This window comes from Paraburkholderia podalyriae, assembly GCF_014397785.1.
Lineage (GTDB): Bacteria > Pseudomonadota > Gammaproteobacteria > Burkholderiales > Burkholderiaceae > Paraburkholderia > Paraburkholderia podalyriae.
This window is the reverse complement of sequence record NZ_VZQQ01000087.1, coordinates 1-20,740: the sequence shown is the minus strand read 5'-3', so window position 1 is coordinate 20,740 and position 20,740 is coordinate 1. Positions and strand designations below refer to the sequence as shown.

The window sequence follows — 20,740 nt, the reverse complement described above, 5'->3', positions numbered from 1 at the left end:
TGCCTGGCGGATGCCCATGATCCGGCGCATACGATTTTTGCGACCACCCGGAAGTGGGTGGATTATGCGAGCGGCGCCAATGTCGCGGACCTCGCTTCGCGTTCGAATCTCAGTCCGTTGATGCTCAAGGCGTACGACGCGCTGTTCAGGAAAGGCGACGGAAAGCAGGCGGCTGATGAGCTATGCACGCTGTCACAGTCTGAGCGTGGCGGGTATCCGTGGCTGATGCAGGCGGCGTCCCGGCTGATCGTCAAGCACGAGAGCGAGTGGGCGAAACCGGGAAAATGGAAGCAGTTGATCGCCGAGCTGGAGAAGCAGACGGGGCCCAAGCCGCAGCACGAGGAAGAGCAGAAGCGGATCGGGAAGCTTGCGTGGTGGGATGAGGTGAAGGCAGCAGTGCCGTGCTTCCCAAGGCCGGAAGTTTTTCATGTCAATCCTATCGGCCTGGTTGGAAATTTCTACGGAAGCAAATTTCGATTCACCCTGCAGATGATGGAACGACTATTCCCCAAAGCTCGAATAGAAGACCTTCAAGGCTTGGTCGATGAATTCAATGCACACATCGATATTTACAAATTAGATTCGCCTCTCCGAAGAGCTCACTTCTTTGCGCAGGTAATGCAAGAGACGGGGCCATCTCTAACGCTAGAGGAAGGATTTGTTTGGAAAGCAAGCTCCTTGATTTCTAGTTTCTCTTACTTCAAACGAAATCCAAAACAGGCTATAGCTCACGGCTACGAGAAAGTGAGGCCAATCAAGGCGGACAGCACTCAAATGACGCAAAAGGATTTCGAGGCTATCGCGAACGGCGCCTATGGCGGACGCGCTGAATTGGGCAATGGGGACTACGAAAGTGGTGATGGATGGAAATACAGAGGAAGAGGTATGAAGCAGCTCACGGGCCGTACCAACTATCGCCGGTTTACAAATTGGAATACAGGTCACCAGAATGAATGGCCAAAGGACGTTGCAAATTTCGAAGAAAATCCGGATCTCTTGACGCAACCCAAGTACGCCGCAAGATCAGCAGCTTATTTTTGGGTGGCGAATCGCCTTCCTGAGATAGCCGACCGAGGGGCAACAGGAAATCAAGTAAATGCGATTACGGCAATTGTCAATTTGCACACTGACAGCTATGCTGCACGGGTTGCGAACTTTGAGAAGATTACTAACCTCGGAGATTTAAATTGAGACACATTTTATCCAGAGTGATGTCGCGCCTGGTAACCCTCTTGTTTATAGTGAGCATTGGGGTGGATGCGCATGCAGGCGAAACTACTCTATGCCAATCACACGAAGAGGTATATTTCAGCTGCACAGCTGGCAATAAGATAATCTCATTATGCGCTTCCGGTAATATATCGTCCAACAATGGATACGTTCAGTATCGCTTTGGTACGCTCGATCAAATTGAGCTTCAATATCCCGATAAGCCATATCCACCAAAAAGTCTTTTTTTGATCAGCGATATTTCCGAGGGAAGTTTGAGCTATACGCACGTAAGATTCAAATCTGGAGAATACAACTACGTTATCTACCAAGGTTTCCCTGGTGGCTTATACATAAAAAAGAAAGGGAAGCTTGTTTCGAATCTAACTTGTGGTGATGGGATCTATCAACGGCTAAGTCAGCGAGCATACCGCGGAATACGAACAGCTCCGCCGGTTGCTGGTATAGATAATTAACCAGATTTACCGGGTGCTGGCCGAGTGTGTCTATTCGGCTAGCACTTCGTCACCCAAAGGGGGCGTTGTTGCGTAAATTCAGGTGCATTCGCTCGTCGAACTGGCGCGCGATTCGAATCGACGGGTCCCCGAGCCGCATCCGCATCCCGATCCTGGTTACCCTGAAAGATGAGTTGGCTGGAGAGAGTGATTTGGCTGTGCCGATCGGTGGCATCGATGATTTGATTAAGTGAGACGAAAATGAAAGCTATATTTCGAGTCTTGATGGTTTTTTTTGCTAGTGAATGTGCCTTTGTTCACGCAGCTGACAACGGGGCGCTGCCGAACTTTTCGGACTATTCCATTGATGTTTACCATGGCACGCTAAAGATTCCGACTTACTATAAAAAAGTGGATGACGCGTGGCGTGATGATGTGGGAAAAACGGTCGCCCCAATTGGGATAAATTTTGCTCGTAAATATTATATCGGAACTCATAGCTGTGGGGCGAGTTGTAGGTATTATACGCTTTCGAACTTGGTAAGCGGATCGGAATCAAACGCGCTTGATATGTTTTCGAATGATGAGGGCCCCCTCAAAAAACCAATGATGGACGAAATTATGTAACCAGTCTCGTTAGTCGACCCAATAGCAAGATGTTGGTCGCGCGATATCATATTGATCGAAGTGCAACATCTAAAGAAGAATGTCGGGAAAGAATTTTCTATCTTAGTAATGATGGGAAGGAAGTTCGGCCGATAACGACAACCGTCAATTCTTGCGGCGAGCGTCATTGAAATTTGATTGCGGGTGACTGATTGATATCACCCTTTCATCGAAAAAATGCAACTTTCATGCTATATGGAACAACGGAATATTCAGTCAGGTCAGCCAATGAGAAGATATGTTTCAGCAACATTTGTGCGAATGTTCGTTCTGAATTTGGGACTCACCTTTTTCTGGTCCGGTTTATCTAACGCAATCGAACAGTTGAGTTATCGAATTCCATTTTTTAATGATAGAGCAAGCATCGAGTTTAGATCGGAGCGGAGAGAAGATGGAGACGGAGTCCGGGCATATTTAACAGGTATTAGAGAAACAGGTAGTATTTTTGTTGATCTGTATGAAGCAGAGGGTGGAGTCACCCCGGAAATCAAGAGCGTATTTGTGACTGGCAAAAATCCGAAGAAGCTTTTTATCATAGTGGCATGGGCTGCCGATAATCCATCCATCGGAACCGGCGGAAGTGTTTATCAGGTGTTTGTCTACGACGAACGGATCGAACAAGGCGGGCCATTGCCGAAGTTGAAACAGGATACAGGACTGTCCAACCGCTTTGGCGTTGGCTTCGACGGTACGCGCGAAGGACAACTCTTAATATACAGATATAAGAACGCATCAGCGGTAAAACGTCAGCTATTTGAATGGGGCTACAAATGATCTCATTGTACCGACCCCGGACTTACGGCCATTGCTAATTCCGATCCGGGTGTCGGCGCTGGAGCATGCTTGGGTTGCCGATTGCTTTAGTCGACGCATCGGTATCCTTCAACAGAATACGTTCGCATACTCGACCTATGGTCACAGGAAGCGCCGCATTAACCCAAATTTCCATTTGATCTCAAAGGATGCGTCAACTTTTGTGTGCGACTCGGCGGCGGCGTGACCCGCGAGTGTCCCCAAAGCTGGACCGATTTCGAACGTCATAGCGAAGACCACGATCCGGCGCATCCCATTTTCGCGATAACAGGCATTGCCAAACTCACACCATCAACAACCCCTTCTTCTCAATAAACATCACCACCTCGCCAAGCCCCTCCAGCACCTTCAGATTACACATCACAAACGGCCGCTCGCCGCGCATCTTCTTCGCGTCCGATGCCATCACATCGAGGTTCGCGCCCACCATCGGCGCGAGATCCGTCTTGTTGATCACCAGCAGGTCCGACTTCGTGATGCCGGGTCCGCCCTTGCGCGGAATCTTCTCGCCGCCCGCGACGTCGATCACGTAGATCGTCAGGTCCGACAGTTCCGGGCTGAAGGTCGCCGCGAGGTTGTCGCCGCCCGATTCGATGAACACGATGTCCGCGTCCGGAAAACGCGTCAGCATGCGGTCGACCGCTTCGAGGTTGATCGACGCGTCCTCGCGGATCGCCGTGTGCGGGCACCCGCCCGTCTCGACACCCATGATGCGCTCGGCCGGCAGCGCGCCCGCGACCGTCAGCAGACGCTGATCCTCTTTCGTGTAGATGTCGTTCGTGATCGCGACAATGTCGTACTGGTCGCGCATCGCCTTGCAAAGCATTTCGAGCAGCGTGGTCTTGCCCGAGCCGACCGGGCCGCCGACGCCCACGCGCAGCGGTGGCAGCTTCTTCGTGCGGGTCGGGGTAGCGGAAGCGGAATGATGAGGTGCGTTCATGATGGATCGTGGGAATCGTGCTACGAGCGGAAGAGCCGCGAATACTGCGACTCGTGGCGCGCCGACAGAATGCCGAGCTGCGGCGCGAACGTGTTGAGGTCGTCACGCGAGGTCGCGAGCGCGCGCGCGACGGCTGCGTCGATCGGCTGGCGCAGCGCGACGATGATGCGCTGCCCCGCGAGCTGGCCGAGCGGCACCGCCTTCAACGCGGCGGCGGCCTGGTTCTCGACCCAGCTGAACGCATAGGCGGCGAGCGCGGCATCGACCGGAGCATCGTGCGCATAGGCGGCGAATGCGAACGCGCTCGGCTGCGCGAGCGGCGTGAGCGACGCGAGCGTCGCGCGTCTTGCCGCGTCGCCCCATTCGAGCGACACGCATAGCTGTCGCAGCGACCAGCCCATCTGCTCGGTTTCGCGACGCAGTTCGGCGGACTCGCGACTCGCGAGGAATTCGGCGTTGGCGTCGGCCAGTTCCACGGCGTCGTGCGTGCGCCAGCGTTCGATCTGCTGCGCGAGGAACGGCAACTCGCCGCGCGCGAGCACGTCGGTCAGGCCGCGTTCGATCCATATGCGCGCGGAGTCCGCATCCGTGATCAAGCGCGCTTCGATCGCCGCTTCGAGACCCTGCGAATAGCTGAACGCGCCGATCGGCAGCGCCGGCGACGCGAGATGCAGCAGCGCGGTCAGTTCAGCGATGCGCATGACGATACGGGTGATGCCCATGTCCGCACGATTCGTCGTGCACGTGGCCATGGTCGTGATCGTGATCGTGATCGTGATCGTGCGAGTGCGAGTGCGAGGAGCCCGCATCGGCATGAGCATGCTCTTGCCCATGATGCTCACCAAACACCTGCTGCGCGATCGCATAGTCCTCGGCGAACGTCTCGTCGTGCCCATGCTTATGCCCGCCACCATACGCACCGGTTTCAGGCTGAAACGGCAGCGACACCTGCTCGATCGTCGCGCCGATGCGCGCCAGCATGTCGGCCAGCACCGGATCGTATTCGAGCTTCAGATAATCGGCGCCCACTTCGACTGGCGTATGACGATTGCCGAGGTGATACGCGGCGCGCGTCAACGTCAACGCATCCGGCGCTCGTACGTAAAGCACCGCTTCATGCGCCGCCACCACACGCACGAGCCCGCCATCATCGGCGACGAGCACGTCGCCGTCACGCAGCACCGTGCCGCGCGGCAACAGCAATGCGACTTCCTCGCCGTTATCGAGCGTCGCGGCAAAGCGGCTCCTACGACGTTCATCGAACGCGAGCGTCAAGCTCGGCGCGCGCTTGACGAGTACCGGCGCAATCTTCAGATGCGGCGCGAGAAGTTTGTTCAGTGTACGCATGATCAGAACAGGAAATAGCGTTGCGCCATCGGCAGCACGGAGGCTGGATCGCAGGTCAGCAACTGGCCGTCGGCGATCACCTGATAGGTTTCCGGATCGACGCTAATGGTCGGGCGCCACGCGTTGTGAATCATGTCGGCCTTCGTCACGTTGCGGCAATTCTTCACCGCGACGATGCGCTTGTGCAAACCGTAGCGTTCGGCGACGTTCGCATCGGCGGCGAGTTGCGATACGAAGGTCAGCGACGTGCGGCCCAGCGCGCCGCCGCGAGTCGCGAACATCTCGCGATAGTGCACGGGCTGCGGCGTCGGAATCGATGCATTCGGGTCGCCCATCTGCGCCATCGCGATCATGCCGCCCTTCAGGATCAGCGACGGCTTGATGCCGAAAAACGCCGGCTCCCAGAACACGAGGTCGGCCCACTTGCCCGGCTCGAGCGAACCGACTTCATGCGCGATGCCGTGGGTGATCGCCGGATTGATCGTGTACTTCGCGACATAGCGCTTCGCGCGGAAATTGTCGTGCCGCGCGTTGTCCCCGGGCAGCGCGCCGCGTTGCACCTTCATCTTGTGCGCGGTCTGCCATGTGCGGATGATCACTTCGCCGACGCGGCCCATCGCCTGCGAATCCGAAGAGAGCATCGACAGCGCGCCCAGGTCGTGCAGGATGTCCTCGGCGGCGATCGTCTCGCGGCGAATCCGCGATTCGGCGAACGCGATGTCTTCGGCAATCGACGGATCGAGGTGATGGCACACCATCAGCATGTCGAGATGCTCATCGAGCGTGTTAACCGTATAGGGCCGCGTCGGATTCGTCGACGACGGCAGCACGTTCGCCTCGCCGCACACCTTGATGATGTCCGGGGCGTGGCCGCCGCCCGCGCCCTCGGTGTGATACGTGTGGATCGTGCGGCCCTTGAACGCGGCGACGGTCGCTTCGACGAAGCCCGCTTCGTTCAGCGTGTCCGTGTGGATCGCGACCTGCGTGTCGGTATCGTCGGCGACCGAAAGGCAGTTGTCGATCGCCGCGGGCGTCGTGCCCCAGTCCTCGTGCAGCTTCAGGCCGATCGCGCCCGCGGCGATCTGTTCGGTGAGCGGTGCCGGCTGGCTCACGTTGCCCTTGCCGAGAAAGCCGAGGTTCATCGGATAACCGTCGGCCGCTTGCAGCATGCGTTCGAGATGCCACGGCCCCGGCGTGCAGGTGGTCGCATTCGTGCCGGTCGCAGGGCCGGTGCCGCCGCCGAGCATCGTCGTCACGCCGCTCGCGAGTGCTTCCTCGATCTGCTGCGGGCTGATGAAGTGGATGTGCGTATCGATGCCGCCCGCGGTCACGATCAGCCCTTCGCCCGCGATCACTTCGGTGGCGGCTCCAATCGCGATCGTCACGTTCGGCTGGATGTCGGGATTGCCGGCCTTGCCGATCGCGGCGATGCGGCCGTCCTTGATGCCGATGTCGGCCTTCACGATGCCCCAGTGATCGAGGATCACCGCGTTCGTCACGACGGTATCCACGACATCGGCGTGCACGCGCTGCGACTGGCCCATGCCGTCGCGAATCACCTTGCCGCCGCCGAACTTGACCTCTTCGCCGTAGGTCGTGAAGTCGCGTTCGATCTCGATCAGCAGTTCGGTATCGGCGAGGCGCACGCGGTCGCCGGTGGTGGGGCCGAACATCTCCGCGTACGCGCGGCGGCCAATGCGTAGTGTCATGGTGTGGGTCCGGAATGAGCTACAGGCAAGGCACGGGGAGCAGGGCGGTCGAAACTCCAGGGCGCGGGCGTCGCATTACAGCTTGCCCATCACCTTGCCGTTGAAGCCGTAGACGATGCGCTCGCCCGCCAGCGCGACGAGTTCGACCGTGCGCTGCTGGCCGGGCTCGAAGCGCACCGCGGTGCCCGCCGCGATGTTCAGGCGAAAGCCGCGCGCCGCTTCGCGATCGAACGACAGCGCGTCGTTCACTTCGTAGAAGTGATAGTGCGAGCCGATCTGCACCGGGCGGTCGCCGGTATTCGACACGACCACCGTGAGCGTCGCGCGGCCAGCGTTCAGTTCGTGCTCGCCGTCGTCGATGAGGAGTTCGCCGGGAATCATGGGCCTGCCTTGACGGTGATGAGTTCAGGGAATCGGATGATGGACGGTCACGAGCTTGGTGCCGTCGGGGAACGTCGCTTCGACCTGGATGTCGGGGATCATCTCGGGCACGCCCTCCATCACGTCGGCGCGCGTGAGCAGCGTGGTGCCGTAGTGCATGACCTCGGCGACGCTCTTGCCGTCGCGCGCGGCTTCCATTAGCGCGGCGGTGATGAAGGCGACCGCCTCCGGATAGTTCAGCTTGAGGCCGCGCGCTCGGCGCCGTTCGGCAAGCAGCGCGGCGGTGAAGATCAGCAGCTTGTCCTTCTCGCGAGGTGTCAGCTTCATCGGGTGTGGGTCTCGGCGTTGATGTGTCGTGGCGGCGTGGCGCAGTGGGCGTGTGGCGACGCGGTGACGGGGTCCCCGCGTCGCGCCATCAGCCGGTCACGTTATCAAGCCCGGCTAACGGCGCGCTTACAACGACGCTTGCAACCGCGCTTGCAACCGCGCTCGCAACATTACAGATCGGCGGGCAGCGGTGCGCCGAACCACTTCTTCGACATCGCGGCGAGCGTGCCGTCGTTTTTCGCCTGCGCGATCGCGGCATCGACCTTCTGTTGCAGGCGCGGCTCGTTCTTGTTCATGCCGACGAAGCACGGCGAGTTCTTGATCACGAACTTCGGCTCCGGACGGCGCGGCGGATTCTTCGCGAGGATCGCGGCCGCGACGATGTTGCCGGCCGCGATCAGCTGCACCTGGCCGGACAGGAACGCGGCGATCGTCGCGTTGTTGTCCTCGAAGCGTTTGATCGTCGCGTTCGGCGCCATTTGTGTGAGACCGATTTCTTCGAGCGCACCGCGCGTCGCGCCGACGGTCTTGCCGGTCAGGTCGGCGGGACTGCTGACCTTGATATCGGTGGGACCGAACACGCCCTGGTAGTACGGCGCGTACGCGCTCGAGAAGTCGATCACCTTCTCGCGCTCGGGCGTTTTGCCGAGCGACGAGATCACGAGGTCGACCTTGCCTGTTTGCAGATACGGAATGCGGTTCGCGCTGTTGACCGGAACCAGTTCGAGCTTCACGTTCATCGCTCGGGCGAGCAGCGCGGCCGTGTCGATGTCGTAGCCCTGCGGTTTCATGTCGGGGCCGACCGAGCCGAACGGGGGATAGTCCTCGGGCACGGCAACCTTCAGCACGCCGGCCTTCGCGATGTTGTCGAGCGTGTCGGCGCGCGCGTCGGCCGCATGAAACGCGAGGCTGGCGGCGATGGGCAGGGCGAGCAAGGCGGTCAGCAGGGCGCGGCGCGCGGGGCGGGGGAGAGTACGGATCATGGGGCGTGAGCGGTGGTGGGGTGTCGTTGGTGTCGGGTCGTCGCTGGCTTCATGACGGCCGGCCGCGAAGTGGCGAATGCCACGCAAGCTATGTGCCATCGCGCTGCGCTGAGGCGGGCGGCGCGCTTCGGCGGCCCGTGCACAGTGTTGGGGCGTACGGTTGCGCCAGCCTGGTGCGCGAAGGATGCGATCAAGAAAAAACGGGGAACCGCGCGCTCAGGTCGACCAGATTCGCAACGGCACCGCCGCAACGCCATGCACGACCGGCCGCAATTGCAGCCAGCAGTGCGTGAGCGCGTGCTGCAGCGTTTCCATCGAGCGCGACACTGCGCGCACGAGCAGCACGCCGTTCGTCACGCACGAGGCGGCCGCTCGCAACGTGTCGTCGAACGGCAGTTGCGCGCTCAGCGATTCGGCGAGCGCGTCGTCGCACGCGGCGCCTACGGCCCACAGCGTGCCGTAGGCCGGAAAGCCGGCGAGGCCCTGCGGTGCGTCGCGCAGCGGATCGTCGGCGGTGAGGCTCGCGCGTTCGAACCACAGCAGCTCGCCGTTCGCGCCGACGATGCGCGACAGCGTGCGCAAGCTACCCGCCGACCAGCGTTCGCCGGCCGCCTGCCGTCCGAGCTGCGTCGCGTCCCAGCCGATCGCGCTCGCGCCGTCGGCGAGCGTCAGCGAAAAATCGAGTTGCGCGTTCGCGTGATCGAACACGAGGTTATTCTGCGGCAGCCAGTCGAGCTTCGCGTGTTCGCCGACCTGCAGCGCGACGCGCTGCCGCGCCGCCCGGCCGTTCGACTTGTACCACTTGGTTGCGCCCGGCGTCGTCAGCACCGCATGGGTGTGCGCGGCAAGCGTGATGTCGATGTCGAGCTGATCGCCACCCGCGACGCCGCCGGGCGGATGCACGATCACCGCGTGACAGATCGCCGGGCCTTCCGGATAGAGCGGCCGTTGCACGCGCAGCGGCCCATCGTGGAGCCGGTGCGCGAGGGTCGTGCGAGCGCCGTCGCCGACGAAGCCGAGTTCGAGACGCGCGCGCCACGGCGGGGGCGCGGCGGCGAGCGTGGCGTGGTTTTCGTGAAGCGACATGCGGATAGATGGTGGAATCGGCGTGCGGCGAGGATAGCACGCGTGTCCAGGCGCGGAACCCACGGTAGGACTACGACGCGGTGTCTTCAGGCGAAGCCTCGGTCACTGACAGCACCTTGATGCCCTCCCAATGCGGATGCAGCAGTCGCAGCAACGCAAGAATCGCGCGGGGGGTGTTCTCCTGGACGGTCAACGAGTCGCTGCCTGTCTGGACTGCTTTCTTGCCATGTTGGCAGTACTGATACTCGACGTGAACCGTCACGGACATGCTTTTCTCCTTTCTCGATCGATGTTGTGTTGCTAAGCCGGGCCGTATCGTGGCCGCGCTTAGGGTCTGTTTACATATGGAACGCACGTGCGTTGCCGCGAGAAGGGCCGCTCGCAAGGACTGCGACGCCGCGAATACTCGACGTATTCGCAAGGAGCATGACGCAGCGAGCGGCCCTTCTCGCGGCAACCCCATTGCCTGGATTTCTTTCAGGGGAATGCCCGCTATCGGCCGCATGGCGGCGTCGCGCGTCGCTCACGTGGCGCGGCCACGCAGCGCTCCTTACTCCTTGCCCTGCGCCCCGAAGGAAGTCCCCTTGGGGGACGACCGATAGCGGGCATTCGCACGTGCGTTCCATATGTAAACAGACCCTAACGTGCGGGTGTCGGCTCGGCGTGATCGTCCACACCCCGTTCCGCGCGATTGATGAATCCGCATTCGAGCAAAAGCTGACAGAATGCTTCCGGCGAACACGACGGACCGGTTGTGTCGGCCATTCTCGCGAGAACGTCGGGGAACGACGCGAGCACGTGCCAGCTGTCGTAGTACGCGTGCAGTTGTGGCGCGAGTTCGTTGCCGAGCTTCTCCCAGCGCACCGACAGCATGCCGACCGTACCGCCGCTATCCACCTCGAATAGCCCAAAAGTGACCGCCGACACGACATTCATCACCCTGCAATAGGAGGCGGGGTTTCTGTAGAACTCGCGTCTGACCTGCTTTTTGTCGTCCATGGTGTCCACCTGATCGAACCGTTGCGGCGCTGCCTAGCCTGTGTAACGGTTGCGCGGCGGATAACTTGAGCTTGCTTACACGGCAATCAACCCCCTTACCCCATCCGCGTCCATGTTCGCCCCGTCGCCGCCCGCGATGATTTCGCCGCGACTCATCACCCAATAGTGATCGGCGATCGCTTTTGCGAAGTCGTAGTACTGCTCGACGAGCAGCACCGTCATGCCCATGTCCTCGACGAGCTGCCGCAGCGTGCGGCCGATGTCCTGAATGATCGACGGCTGGATGCCCTCGGTCGGCTCATCGAGGATCAGCAGTTGTGGCTCGCTCATCAGCGCGCGGCCAATCGCGAGCTGTTGCTGCTGACCGCCGGACAGATCGCCGCCGCGCCGGTTGCGCATGTCCTTCAGCACCGGGAACAGCGCGTAGATGCGCTCGTGGACTTGCTTCGGCGCCTTTCTGCTGGCGGCGCCCACCAGCAGATTTTCCTCGACGCTCAGGCGCGGGAAAATATCGCGGCCCTGCGGCACGTAGGCGAGCCCCTGGGCGACGCGCGCATGGGTCGGCAGTTTCATCAGCGGTGCGCCGCGCCACGCCATCGCGCCGCTTTTCGCGGGCACGACGCCCATCAGACAGCGCAGCAGCGTGGTCTTGCCGACGCCGTTGCGCCCGAGCAGCACCGTCAGCTTGCCATCGGGCACGGTCAGCTTCACGTCGCGCAGAATATGGCTGCCGCCGTAGTACTGGTTCAGTCGGTCCACTTCGAGCATTGCCTGGTCATCCTGTCGAGTTGACGATGCGGTTGCGCCGCTAGCCGCCGTCAGCGGCCAAGATAAGACTCGATGACGGTCTCATCGCGTTTCACTTCGTCGAGCGTGCCGTGCGCCAGCACGCGTCCTTCGGCCATCACCGTCACCTTGCCCGTGTCGCCCGCGAGCGCCGCGACGAACTCCATGTCGTGCTCGACGACCATCATCGAGCAGGTGCCGCGCAGGTGATTGAGCAACTCGGCGAGCTGCATCGTTTCGTCGTCGGTCATGCCGGCCGCGGGTTCGTCGAGCAGCAGCAGCGCCGGTTGCTGCATCAGCAGCATGCCGATTTCGAGGCGCTGCTTCTGGCCGTGCGACAGCTCGCCGGCGAGCCGTCGCGCCTCGCTTTCCAGCCCGATCAACGCAAGCGTTTCCTCGATGCGCGCCTGCGCGTCGCGATCGAGCCGCGCGCGCAGCGACGCCCACCAGCCCTTGTCGGCCTTCATCGCGAGTTCGAGGTTTTCCCACACCGGATGCTGCTCGAACACGGTCGGCTTCTGGAACTTTCGGCCGATACCGGCGCGAGCGATCGCCGGTTCGTTCATTCGCGTCAGATCGATCGACTGGCCGAGAAACACCTTGCCGTGATCGGGCGCGGTCTTGCCCGTGATCACGTCCATCATCGTCGTCTTGCCCGCGCCGTTCGGGCCGATGATGCAGCGCAATTCGCCCGCGTCGATTGCGAGCGTCAGCGCGTTCAATGCGCGAAAGCCGTCGAAGCTGACCGTCACGTCTTCGAGATACAGGATCGTGCCGTGCGACACGTCGATCTCGCCGGGCACGACCGCGTGCCCCATGTTCGCGACGCCGCTCAACGAGCGTTGCGCCGGTGCTTCGGGCAAATCCAGATCGGGAACCATCGGGTTCAGGTTCATCAGCGGTTCCTTTTACGCGTCAGCAGATCGACGAGACCCATGATGCCGTTCGGCAACAGCAGCGGCACCAGCACGAAGATCAGGCCGAGAAAGAACAGCCAGTATTCCGGAAAGTTCGCCGTGAAAAAGCTCTTCGCGCCGTTCACCGCGAACGCGCCGATGATGGGTCCGATCAGCGTGCCGCGTCCGCCGACCGCAACCCAGATCGCCATTTCGATCGAGTTGCCCGGCGACATCTCGCCCGGATTGATGATGCCGACCTGCGGCACGTACAACGCGCCCGCGATGCCGCACAGCACCGCCGACACCGTCCACACGAACAGCTTGTACGCGAGCGGGCTGTAGCCGACGAACATCAGCCGCGTTTCGCCGTCGCGCACGGCGGTCACGACGCGGCCGAGCTTCGACGTGACGATCGCGCGCGCGCCGACGAACGCGGCGATCAGCACCGCGAACGTGATCAACAGCAAGGCGGCGCGCGTGCCCTGATGCGTGATCGGAAAACCGCCGATGCGCTTGAAGTCGGTGAAGCCGTTATTGCCGCCAAAGCCGGTTTCGTTGCGATAGAACAGCAGCATCGCGGCGAAGGTCATCGCCTGCGTGATGATCGACAGATAGACGCCCTTCACGCGCGAGCGGAACGTGAAGAAGCCGAACACCCATGCGACCACGGCGGGCACCAGCACGACGAGCAGCAGCGCGTAGCCGAGATGCTGCGTGCCCTGCCAGTACCACGGCAACTGGTGCCAGTCGAGAAACACCATGAAGTCGGGCAGATCGCTGCCGTACTTGCCGTCGTGGCCGATCGCGCGCATCAGGTACATGCCGATCGCGTAGCCGCCGAGCGCGAAGAACAAAGCGTGACCCAGACTCAGGATGCCGCAGTAGCCCCACACGAGATCGAGTGCGAGCGCCGCGATCGCGTAGCACATGAATTTGCCGGTCAGCGTCATCGCGTACGCGGACAGATGCAATGCGCTCGTCTCCGGAACCACGAGCGCGGCGAACGGCACGCCGAGGCCGAACGCGATGATCAACGCGATCAGCGCGAGCCACGCGCGACGCGACAGCAGCGCGGGCCGTGTTGGCAGGCCGAGCGCGAAGCCGCTGTTGGACTCGCGCGCGCCGCCGGCATCCGCGCCAGCAACACCGACGCGCGACGACGCAGCGGAAGGCGGCTTTGCCGATGAAGTAGCCGGTGTCATCTCACGCCTCCGCGCTACGGCCCTTCAAGGCGAACATGCCCTGCGGACGCTTCTGGATGAACAGCACGATCAGCACGAGCACCGCAATCTTCGCCAGCACCGCGCCCCAGAACGGTTCGATCGCCTTGCTGACGAGGCCGAGGCCGAAGCCGCCGAGCACCGTGCCCGCAAGCTGGCCGACGCCGCCGAGCACGACCGCCATGAACGAATCGATGATGTAGCTCTGGCCGAGGTCGGGCCCGACATTGCCGATCTGCGACAGCGCGCAGCCGCCTAGCCCCGCGATGCCCGCGCCGAACGCGAATGCATACGAATCGACGCGCGCGGTTTTCACGCCGACGCACGCGGCCATGCGGCGGTTCTGCGTGACCGCGCGCACGAACAGACCGAGCCGCGTGCGCGTGAGCACGGCCCACGCGATCGCGACGACGATCAGCGAGAACGCGAGAATCGCGAGCCGGTTGTACGGCAGGATCAGGTTCGGCAGCACGGTCACGCCGCCGCTCATCCACGACGGATTGACGACCTGTACGTTCTGCGCGCCGAACAGCATGCGGGTCGCCTGAATCAGGATCAGGCTCACGCCGAAGGTGGTCAGCAGCGTTTCGAGCGGGCGACCATACAGGTGCTTCAACACCAGCCGTTCCAGCACGATGCCGACCAGCGCGGCCGCGACGAACGCGGCAGGAATCGCGAGCAGCGGATACCAGTCGAATGCATTGGGCGCGAAGCGCTGAACGAGGTTCTGCACGACGTAGGTCGCGTAGGCGCCGATCATCAGAAACTCGCCGTGCGCCATGTTGATCACGCCGATCAGCCCGTACGTGATCGCGAGGCCGAGCGCGGCGAGCAGCAGCACGCTGCCGAGCGACAACCCCGCGAACAGCGTGCCCGCGATCTGGCTGCGGCGCTGGATCGCATCGAGCTCATCAATGCCGCTTTGCGCGGCCACGCGCACGCGTTCGTCGGTTTCGGCAAACGTGCCGTCCGCTTTCTTCGCGACGAGCGGGCGCAGCAGCTCGTTCATGTCGAGGTCGTGGCGCGCGGCGACCAGTTGCACCGCCTGGAGACGCTTCGCCCGATCCGGGTCGTGCAAGGCGCTCATCGCCCACAGCGTGTCGAGACGTTTCTTCAGCGCGGGATCGGTTTCTTTCGCGCGCGCCGCGTCGACGAGCGGTTTGAGCGACGGATCGGGATTCTGCAGCAGCGCGTCAACGGCGGCTGCGCGTGTCGCCTGGTCGGGTGAGGCGAGTTGCAGGCCCGACATCGCGCCCGCTACTTTCGAGCGCAACAGGTTGTTCAGCGTGAGCGGCTGTGCGTCGCTCGCGGCGACGGGCTGGCCGGTGACGGCATCGCGAGTGGCGTCGCCGTCTTGCAGCAGCACTTCGCCCGAGTCGGTGGCGAGCGCGCTGTCGTCGGCGAGTGCCTTGAGCACCGCGAGCGACGCGCTATCGTGCGCGGCGATCAGCTTGTCGATCGCGGCGGACTTCGCGTCGAAGTCGTCGCCGGCGAGCGGCGCGACGTCGGCCTGGGTCAGCGCGAACGCGGCGCCGGGCGCGGCGGCGAGCAGGACCGCGAGGACCGCGAGCGGCACCAGCAGCGCCGCGCCGCGCCGCCGGACGGAAGTCGAAAATGAAAACGCCATGATGGCCTTTTGCACTGGGTTGAATCGATGAGCCAGCCAAGCGCGCCAAGGCGCCGCGTGAGGCGTCGCCGCAGCTTCAGCGTGACGTCGGCGCGCGCCGCCGCGCGCCGCAGCAAGGCTCACTCCGACACGTCATGCGACGCGCGAGCGCCGCAGGAACGCCGGAATCGAGCTGACGACATCCGGCTTGCCCGCATTGCCGGCGATGAACGGGCTCCACGGTTGCGCGCGAACCGGTCCCTTGGTGCGCCACACGACGTTGAACTGGCCATCCGCGCGCACCTCGCCGATCATCACCGGCTTGTGCAGATGGTGGTTGCCGTCCATCTCCAGCGTGAAACCCGACGGCGCCGCGAAGGTCTGTCCGATCATCGCGACGCGCACCTTGTCGACGTTGGTGCTTTTCGCTTTCTCGACCGCCTGCTTCCACATATGAATGCCGACGAAGGTCGCTTCCATTGGATCGTTGGTCACGCGCTTCGTGCCGCCCGGCAGGTTGTTGTCCTTGACCCACGTGGCCCATTGCTTCTTGAACTTCTCGTTGGCCGGGTTGCGCAGCGACATGAAGTAGTTCCAGGCCGCGAGATTGCCGACGAGCGGCTTCGTGTCGATCCCGCGCAGCTCCTCCTCACCGACCGAGAACGCGACGACCGGCACATCCGACGCCTTCAGCCCCTGGTTGCCGAGCTCTTTGTAGAACGGCACGTTCGAATCGCCGTTCACGGTCGAGATCACCGCGGTCTTGCCGCCCTGCGAGAAGGTCTTGATGTTCGCGACGATGGTCTGATAGTCGCTGTGGCCGAATGGCGTATAGACCTCCTGAATATCGGCTTCCTGCACGCCCTTCGATTTAAGGAACGCGCGCAGGATCTTGTTGGTCGTGCGCGGATACACATAGTCGGTGCCGAGCAGGAAGAAGCGCTTCGCGCCGCCGCCTTCGGCGCTCATCAGATATTCGGTCGCGGGAATCGCCTGCTGGTTCGGCGCGGCGCCCGTATAGAACACGTTGCGCGACATCTCCTCGCCTTCGTACTGCACCGGATAGAACAGCAGGCCGTTCAGCTCCTCGAACACCGGCAGCACCGACTTGCGCGACACCGACGTCCAGCAGCCGAATACGACCGCGCACTTGTCCTGGGTCAGAAGCTGGCGCGCCTTCTCGGCGAAAAGCGGCCAGTTCGACGCCGGGTCGACGACGACCGGCTGGATCTGACGGCCCATCACGCCGCCGTTCTTGTTGATGTCGGCGATCGTCATCAACGCGGTGTCTTTCAGCGACGTCTCGGAGATCGCCATCGTGCCGGACAGCGAATGCAGGATCCCCACCTTGATCGGGCCGCTATCGGACTGCGCGTGCGCGAACGGCACGCGGCCCGCGAGCGCGAGCGCGCCGGACATGGAGCCGAACTTCAACAGACTGCGACGTTTCATGTGCTTTCCCCTTGCCAGTGATGGTTACTGTTTATGAGCGTCGATTTCAGCCAGCTGGGCCGAGCTCGCACGACTTGCCGTTCGTCTACTGCAAGGCACGTGCCATGTGACACATTCGACGCGATGCACGTGCGATGCTCGCTGCGGTGCGGCGGTCGGCGCGCCGCGGCGAACCGGCTAATTGCTGACAGGGCGCAAAACTGGTGCAGTCGCGCGCGTCGCGCTTCGTTCGGGTGCGCATCGCGCCGCGACGAAGCGTACTTCGCCGCCAGCGGAGCGCCGCTGGCTCACACGGACCGTTGGCGGCGCATCGGCGGTGCATGGGCGGCATCAATGCGCCGCGTCTTTGTGCATGACGCGCGCTCTGCCTACACTGAAAGACCACCGACGCATAACAAGGAGACCCGACATGAGCGAAGGCGCTGCCGTCAGCCCACCCGAAATGTCCGCTTTCTGGATGCCCTTCACCGCGAACCGCCAGTTCAAGAGCGCGCCGCGGCTGCTCGCGAGCGCGAAGGGGATGTACTACACGACGCACGATGGCCGCCGCGTACTCGACGGCACGGCGGGCTTGTGGTGCGTGAACGCGGGCCATTGCCGCGACGAGATCGTCGCGGCGGTGCAGGCGCAGGCCGCGGAAATGGATTTCGCGCCGACCTTCCAGATGGGGCATCCGAAGGCCTTCGAGGCGGCGACGAAAATCGCGCGTCATACGCCTGGCGATCTGAAGCACATCTTCTTTGCGAACTCGGGTTCCGAAGCGGTCGATACCGCGTTGAAGATCGCGCTGGCCTATCACCGCGCAAAAGGCGAAGGGCAGCGCACACGGATGATCGGACGCGAGCGCGGTTATCACGGTGTCGGCTTCGGCGGGATCTCGGTCGGCGGTATCGCGCCGAATCGCAAGGCGTTTTCAGGCGGGCTGCTGCCCGCGGTCGATCATCTGCCGCACACGCTGAATCTGAAGGAGGCGGCGTTTTCGAAGGGGCAGCCGGCGTGGGGCGCGCATCTGGCCGACGAACTCGAGCGGCTCGTCACGCTGCACGATGCGTCGACGATCGCCGCGGTGATCGTCGAGCCGGTGGCGGGCTCGACCGGCGTATTGATTGCGCCGCAAGGCTACCTGCAGCGTTTGCGGGAGATTTGCGACAAGCACGGCATCCTGCTGATCTTCGACGAAGTGATTACCGGCTGGGGACGCCTCGGCGCACCGTTCGCCGCGCAGTACTTCGGCGTGACGCCCGATCTGCTGACGATGGCCAAGGGCACCAACAACGCCGCGGCGCCGATGGGCGCGGTCGCGGCGAGCGCGAAGATTCACGACACGATCGTGGGCGGCGCGCCGGGCGGCATCGAACTATTCCACGGCTATACGTATTCGGGGCATCCGATTGCGGCGGCCGCCGCGTGCGCGACCATCGATCTGTACGAACGCGAGCAGCTATTCGAACGGGCCGCGCGGATGGCGCCTGTCTTTGAACGCGCGATTCACAAGCTGCGCGGCGAGCCGCATGTGATCGATGTGCGCAATCTGGGGCTCGTCGGCGGTGTGGAGCTGGCGTCGCGCGACGGCGCGCCGGGCGCGCGGGCCTACGATGTGTTCGTGCGTTGTTTCGAGAAGGGCGTGCTCACGCGCTATACCGGCGATATTCTCGCGTTCTCGCCGCCGTTGATCGTCGATGACGCGCAGATCGACGAGATCTTTGGGACGGTGGCGGAGGTGTTGACGGAGACGACGTAGCGGGAGGTGGGGGGCGTGGGCACAAAAAAAGCCGACTTGTGGGGGTCGGGTTTCCGTATGCGAGTGTCTTAAACCGATGGTTCGGGTTCGACTTCAAGCGACTGACTAGTCGCAGCTAATCTTCTTGACGACCTCACCGGGGCCATAAACAAGCCGGCATTCTTTATAGGAAGCTGGCAGTTGCCTTGTAAGCACGATGCCAGTGCCTTCATATCGACACCCGAGCCAGATCGGGACGCCGCTTGATCGAAAGCGCCACCGGGCTATTCGCTCGTGGCCCGACAATGCGGTGTCGCTAGTCGGGGCGATGCTTGCGTTCTTTTTCGGATCGTCATCGAAGAATGTTATCCCCTGCAAAAAGCGAGGCGACGTATCCATCTGGGGCGTCCATTCTTGGGATATTGGTTGATTCAATGACTCATTGACTGAAATTGATGTCAAGCACGCCAATTCTGTTGCGCAAGCCTGATTCGTGAGAAAGAGGCCAAGTGACGCGATCACCGCCACTACCGGGAGATTTGATTTCACCATTCGATCACCGAGAAAGCATTCGCATTGTTGCCCAAGCCTCCGGAATGGGGATGCCAATAAATTGTTCGCCGGCGTACCTGATTCTGGCTGTTCCACTGATCCATGACGTGAATACCAGTGGCGTCCTGTCCGAGATAGATAGCCGCGTGCTTGCCGGTACTTCCGTGGTGCGGATACCTGCCGCCCACAAACGTGGCAATGGCGGTTCCCGACGGGATCGGGTCTGTTTGACCGGGGGCTATCCTCACGATTTTCGTACCCTCGCGCCACACCGCTGTATTGGGTGCGTTCATGGTTTGCCGAATGAACTCAACGCACTCCGTATGACCTTTCGCATTGGGAAAGCGTTTCCCGCTGTAGATCGCCGCGTTAGCTAATACGTGACTCATATCGATTGACCTTTAACTATGAAGGTTCAAAGCCTACCCGCGAAACGCCCATCGTCCATTTGGGCATAGTCTGAAAAGATGTGGCGGGGGCGGCAGTATGTCCTGAGTGATCTTTTCTGCCTGCTCGTGAGATACAAGCGCGGGTTTGGAGTCGGCCAGCTACGGATCCATCCGATAATTGTCCTCACGTCGCTGACGGAAAATGAATGCTTCGGCGACAGCAATACGCGTGAGACAACGTTTTGCTCTGCGAAGTCCAGCATCCGCAGGGAAATCACCTGCTTGAAAAGCAGAACCTCAATTTCACCGTTGACGCGCTTAAAGCCAAGCTCGAACTCGCGCTCGTCGCGACGATGCTCAATCCGAAAGAGCTCTGCATCGTGGAAGCTTGGGAAATTCTGGATATCCCGCACGTTTGCGTAATTTGATTCTTCCATTTCATTTCATCGCGTCATGCCGGCACAGTCGAATGATTCGGGAGCGACTGTCCCGCCTTCAATCACCAAATGTTTCGCGTCGCGCTTCGACCCGAAGAACCGCCAGTTCTCGTGATCCGATGTTACGTCCGGCGCGACAATCAAACGCAACGCTTGCGACAAAGACACGACCAGGCAGCAGTCAGAGTTGGCCGATATGCTCTCGACGATGATGGGTGCATTTCGCGCTAACCATTGCCGCAGACGCAGCGCAAATGCGTTAGCCTCCTCGTCGGGACCCCTGAGAGACTCTTCGGTTGCGATGACTTTGCCCGCCTCGCTCAGCGTCCAGGCGCACTGAATATGAAGAGCCCATGCGCTGACCTGCCTGGGCAAACCATAAAAGTTTTTCTCTTCGTGCTTCGGGCCAAAACCCAAGGTAAGCATATCCGCTGCACGACTGACGCTGCTCCATTCCAAGCCGCGAAGTGCTGACAAGCGGCGCTCGATTTCTCTCTGATCGTTAGAGGGTGTTAGGCACTTTCTGTCGGACCTGGTATCCTGGCAGGATGAAGAAACGCAGACCCTATCCAACGGATGTATCGGATGAAGAGTGGTATTTCGCCGCTCCGTACCTGACCTTGATGAACAAGGACGCGAGCTAGCGTCAAGACTGGTGTATAGGCAACTTGATGAGCAGGGACTTCAGGCGGCGAGTTTCTGCTGAACCGGTTGATCGTCTTTCACCGGTTCGCCATCCCTGAAGGCAATGCCTTCCAGCAACA

Annotated in this window: 23 protein-coding genes and 1 pseudogene; 5 read left to right on the top strand and 19 right to left on the bottom strand. The window is 61.6% G+C overall.

Annotated features, from left to right (window positions below):
* The 3 genes from F6X42_RS38535 to F6X42_RS38525 form a co-directional block, all read left to right on the top strand.
* Positions 1 to 1,191, top strand: a 1,191-nt coding sequence (locus F6X42_RS38535) for a glycoside hydrolase family 19 protein (RefSeq protein WP_376776507.1), incomplete at its 5' end; no start/stop codon positions are given.
* A 734-nt stretch (positions 1,192 to 1,925) separates the two neighbouring features.
* Entirely contained in the window at positions 1,926 to 2,291 is a 366-nt protein-coding gene (locus tag F6X42_RS38530; protein ID WP_246530463.1) for a hypothetical protein, read from the top strand.
* A 300-nt stretch (positions 2,292 to 2,591) separates the two neighbouring features.
* Entirely contained in the window at positions 2,592 to 3,104 is a 513-nt protein-coding gene (locus tag F6X42_RS38525; RefSeq protein WP_187639096.1) for a hypothetical protein, read from the top strand.
* 322 nt (positions 3,105 to 3,426) lie between these two features.
* On the opposite strand, the gene ureG is transcribed toward F6X42_RS38525, so the two are convergent.
* The 15 genes from ureG to urtA all read right to left on the bottom strand — a co-directional run bounded on the left by ureG (position 3,427) and on the right by urtA (position 16,878).
* A complete protein-coding gene (gene ureG, locus F6X42_RS38520) occupies positions 3,427 to 4,083 on the bottom strand; it encodes an urease accessory protein UreG (protein ID WP_187639095.1) in 657 nt (218 codons plus the stop codon).
* Between the two features lie 20 nt (positions 4,084 to 4,103).
* Positions 4,104 to 4,784 (bottom strand): urease accessory protein UreF, encoded by a 681-nt coding sequence (locus tag F6X42_RS38515; protein WP_187639098.1) that lies wholly within the window; start codon positions 4,782 to 4,784, stop codon positions 4,104 to 4,106.
* The gene (gene ureE / locus F6X42_RS38510) at positions 4,771 to 5,430 is read right to left on the bottom strand and encodes an urease accessory protein UreE (RefSeq protein ID WP_187639094.1); all 660 of its coding nucleotides are present in this window, start codon (positions 5,428 to 5,430) and stop codon (positions 4,771 to 4,773) included. The genes F6X42_RS38515 and ureE overlap by 14 nt, the downstream gene beginning before the upstream one ends.
* A gap of 2 nt (positions 5,431 to 5,432) precedes the next feature.
* Positions 5,433 to 7,139 carry an urease subunit alpha gene (gene ureC / locus F6X42_RS38505; protein WP_187639093.1) on the bottom strand — a complete coding sequence of 569 codons (1,707 nt, stop codon included), beginning with the start codon at positions 7,137 to 7,139 and terminating at the stop codon, positions 5,433 to 5,435.
* A gap of 75 nt (positions 7,140 to 7,214) precedes the next feature.
* Entirely contained in the window at positions 7,215 to 7,520 is a 306-nt protein-coding gene (locus tag F6X42_RS38500) for an urease subunit beta (RefSeq protein WP_187639092.1), read from the bottom strand.
* Between the two features lie 24 nt (positions 7,521 to 7,544).
* Positions 7,545 to 7,847 (bottom strand): urease subunit gamma, encoded by a 303-nt coding sequence (gene ureA, locus F6X42_RS38495; RefSeq protein WP_008923043.1) that lies wholly within the window; start codon positions 7,845 to 7,847, stop codon positions 7,545 to 7,547.
* A 170-nt stretch (positions 7,848 to 8,017) separates the two neighbouring features.
* Positions 8,018 to 8,830 carry a transporter substrate-binding domain-containing protein gene (locus tag F6X42_RS38490; RefSeq protein WP_187639091.1) on the bottom strand — a complete coding sequence of 271 codons (813 nt, stop codon included), beginning with the start codon at positions 8,828 to 8,830 and terminating at the stop codon, positions 8,018 to 8,020.
* Positions 8,831 to 9,046: 216 nt separating this feature from the next.
* A complete protein-coding gene (locus F6X42_RS38485; protein ID WP_187639090.1) occupies positions 9,047 to 9,916 on the bottom strand; it encodes an urease accessory protein UreD in 870 nt (289 codons plus the stop codon).
* Positions 9,917 to 9,986: 70 nt separating this feature from the next.
* Positions 9,987 to 10,184 carry a hypothetical protein gene (locus F6X42_RS38480; RefSeq protein WP_187639089.1) on the bottom strand — a complete coding sequence of 66 codons (198 nt, stop codon included), beginning with the start codon at positions 10,182 to 10,184 and terminating at the stop codon, positions 9,987 to 9,989.
* Positions 10,185 to 10,555: 371 nt separating this feature from the next.
* Entirely contained in the window at positions 10,556 to 10,915 is a 360-nt protein-coding gene (locus F6X42_RS38475) for a hypothetical protein (RefSeq protein ID WP_246530462.1), read from the bottom strand.
* 75 nt (positions 10,916 to 10,990) lie between these two features.
* Complete coding sequence (gene urtE / locus F6X42_RS38470) at positions 10,991 to 11,683, bottom strand: urea ABC transporter ATP-binding subunit UrtE (RefSeq protein WP_187639088.1); 693 nt, start codon at positions 11,681 to 11,683, stop codon at positions 10,991 to 10,993.
* 50 nt (positions 11,684 to 11,733) lie between these two features.
* Positions 11,734 to 12,597, bottom strand: coding sequence for an urea ABC transporter ATP-binding protein UrtD (gene urtD / locus F6X42_RS38465; protein WP_187639087.1), 864 nt, complete (start codon positions 12,595 to 12,597; stop codon positions 11,734 to 11,736).
* Positions 12,597 to 13,802, bottom strand: coding sequence for an urea ABC transporter permease subunit UrtC (gene urtC, locus F6X42_RS38460; protein ID WP_187639086.1), 1,206 nt, complete (start codon positions 13,800 to 13,802; stop codon positions 12,597 to 12,599). Before urtC ends, urtD begins: the two co-directional genes overlap by 1 nt.
* A gap of 1 nt (position 13,803) precedes the next feature.
* Entirely contained in the window at positions 13,804 to 15,447 is a 1,644-nt protein-coding gene (gene urtB, locus F6X42_RS38455) for an urea ABC transporter permease subunit UrtB (RefSeq protein ID WP_187639085.1), read from the bottom strand.
* A 132-nt stretch (positions 15,448 to 15,579) separates the two neighbouring features.
* Positions 15,580 to 16,878, bottom strand: a complete 1,299-nt coding sequence (gene urtA / locus F6X42_RS38450) for an urea ABC transporter substrate-binding protein (RefSeq protein ID WP_187639084.1) — start codon at positions 16,876 to 16,878, stop codon at positions 15,580 to 15,582.
* Between the two features lie 409 nt (positions 16,879 to 17,287).
* Between urtA and aptA the strand changes: the two genes are divergently transcribed.
* Positions 17,288 to 18,619 carry an omega-aminotransferase AptA gene (aptA, locus tag F6X42_RS38445; RefSeq protein ID WP_187639083.1) on the top strand — a complete coding sequence of 444 codons (1,332 nt, stop codon included), beginning with the start codon at positions 17,288 to 17,290 and terminating at the stop codon, positions 18,617 to 18,619.
* Positions 18,620 to 18,724: 105 nt separating this feature from the next.
* Here the strand turns inward: aptA and F6X42_RS46140 are convergent, their stop codons facing one another.
* The 4 genes from F6X42_RS46140 to F6X42_RS38430 are packed head-to-tail and all read right to left on the bottom strand — an operon-like array spanning position 18,725 to position 20,453.
* Positions 18,725 to 19,150: an STY0301 family protein gene (locus tag F6X42_RS46140; RefSeq protein WP_376776506.1), complete on the bottom strand. Its 426-nt coding sequence runs from the start codon at positions 19,148 to 19,150 to the stop codon at positions 18,725 to 18,727.
* The gene (locus tag F6X42_RS38440) at positions 19,144 to 19,539 is read right to left on the bottom strand and encodes a BPSL0067 family protein (protein WP_187639082.1); all 396 of its coding nucleotides are present in this window, start codon (positions 19,537 to 19,539) and stop codon (positions 19,144 to 19,146) included. The genes F6X42_RS46140 and F6X42_RS38440 overlap by 7 nt, the downstream gene beginning before the upstream one ends.
* Positions 19,540 to 19,565: 26 nt before the next feature.
* Positions 19,566 to 19,976, bottom strand: coding sequence for a hypothetical protein (locus tag F6X42_RS38435; protein ID WP_187639081.1), 411 nt, complete (start codon positions 19,974 to 19,976; stop codon positions 19,566 to 19,568).
* A gap of 6 nt (positions 19,977 to 19,982) precedes the next feature.
* Complete coding sequence (locus F6X42_RS38430) at positions 19,983 to 20,453, bottom strand: hypothetical protein (protein WP_187639080.1); 471 nt, start codon at positions 20,451 to 20,453, stop codon at positions 19,983 to 19,985.
* Positions 20,454 to 20,524: 71 nt separating this feature from the next.
* Between F6X42_RS38430 and F6X42_RS44770 the strand changes: the two are divergent.
* Positions 20,525 to 20,614: pseudogene (locus F6X42_RS44770) on the top strand (IS5/IS1182 family transposase); the annotation flags it as partial.
* Between the last annotated feature and the right edge of the window lie 126 nt (positions 20,615 to 20,740).

Bases quoted from the DNA above. Each gene is read 5' to 3' on its own strand.
- F6X42_RS38480 (WP_187639089.1), bottom strand. From the start codon at position 10,184: ATGTCCGTGACGGTTCACGTCGAGTATCAGTACTGCCAACATGGCAAG.
- F6X42_RS46140 (WP_376776506.1), bottom strand. From the start codon at position 19,150: ATGGTGAAATCAAATCTCCCGGTAGTGGCGGTGATCGCGTCACTTGGC.
- aptA (WP_187639083.1), top strand. From the start codon at position 17,288: ATGAGCGAAGGCGCTGCCGTCAGCCCACCCGAAATGTCCGCTTTCTGG.
- F6X42_RS38485 (WP_187639090.1), bottom strand. From the start codon at position 9,916: ATGTCGCTTCACGAAAACCACGCCACGCTCGCCGCCGCGCCCCCGCCG.
- F6X42_RS38475 (WP_246530462.1), bottom strand. From the start codon at position 10,915: ATGGACGACAAAAAGCAGGTCAGACGCGAGTTCTACAGAAACCCCGCC.
- urtC (WP_187639086.1), bottom strand. From the start codon at position 13,802: ATGACACCGGCTACTTCATCGGCAAAGCCGCCTTCCGCTGCGTCGTCG.
- F6X42_RS38440 (WP_187639082.1), bottom strand. From the start codon at position 19,539: ATGAGTCACGTATTAGCTAACGCGGCGATCTACAGCGGGAAACGCTTT.
- F6X42_RS38490 (WP_187639091.1), bottom strand. From the start codon at position 8,830: ATGATCCGTACTCTCCCCCGCCCCGCGCGCCGCGCCCTGCTGACCGCC.
- ureA (WP_008923043.1), bottom strand. From the start codon at position 7,847: ATGAAGCTGACACCTCGCGAGAAGGACAAGCTGCTGATCTTCACCGCC.
- urtD (WP_187639087.1), bottom strand. From the start codon at position 12,597: ATGAACCTGAACCCGATGGTTCCCGATCTGGATTTGCCCGAAGCACCG.
- urtB (WP_187639085.1), bottom strand. From the start codon at position 15,447: ATGGCGTTTTCATTTTCGACTTCCGTCCGGCGGCGCGGCGCGGCGCTG.
- F6X42_RS38515 (WP_187639098.1), bottom strand. From the start codon at position 4,784: ATGCGCATCGCTGAACTGACCGCGCTGCTGCATCTCGCGTCGCCGGCG.
- ureC (WP_187639093.1), bottom strand. From the start codon at position 7,139: ATGACACTACGCATTGGCCGCCGCGCGTACGCGGAGATGTTCGGCCCC.
- F6X42_RS38530 (WP_246530463.1), top strand. From the start codon at position 1,926: ATGAAAGCTATATTTCGAGTCTTGATGGTTTTTTTTGCTAGTGAATGT.
- F6X42_RS38500 (WP_187639092.1), bottom strand. From the start codon at position 7,520: ATGATTCCCGGCGAACTCCTCATCGACGACGGCGAGCACGAACTGAAC.
- urtA (WP_187639084.1), bottom strand. From the start codon at position 16,878: ATGAAACGTCGCAGTCTGTTGAAGTTCGGCTCCATGTCCGGCGCGCTC.
- urtE (WP_187639088.1), bottom strand. From the start codon at position 11,683: ATGCTCGAAGTGGACCGACTGAACCAGTACTACGGCGGCAGCCATATT.
- F6X42_RS38525 (WP_187639096.1), top strand. From the start codon at position 2,592: ATGTTCGTTCTGAATTTGGGACTCACCTTTTTCTGGTCCGGTTTATCT.
- ureG (WP_187639095.1), bottom strand. From the start codon at position 4,083: ATGAACGCACCTCATCATTCCGCTTCCGCTACCCCGACCCGCACGAAG.
- F6X42_RS38435 (WP_187639081.1), bottom strand. From the start codon at position 19,976: ATGGAAGAATCAAATTACGCAAACGTGCGGGATATCCAGAATTTCCCA.
- ureE (WP_187639094.1), bottom strand. From the start codon at position 5,430: ATGCGTACACTGAACAAACTTCTCGCGCCGCATCTGAAGATTGCGCCG.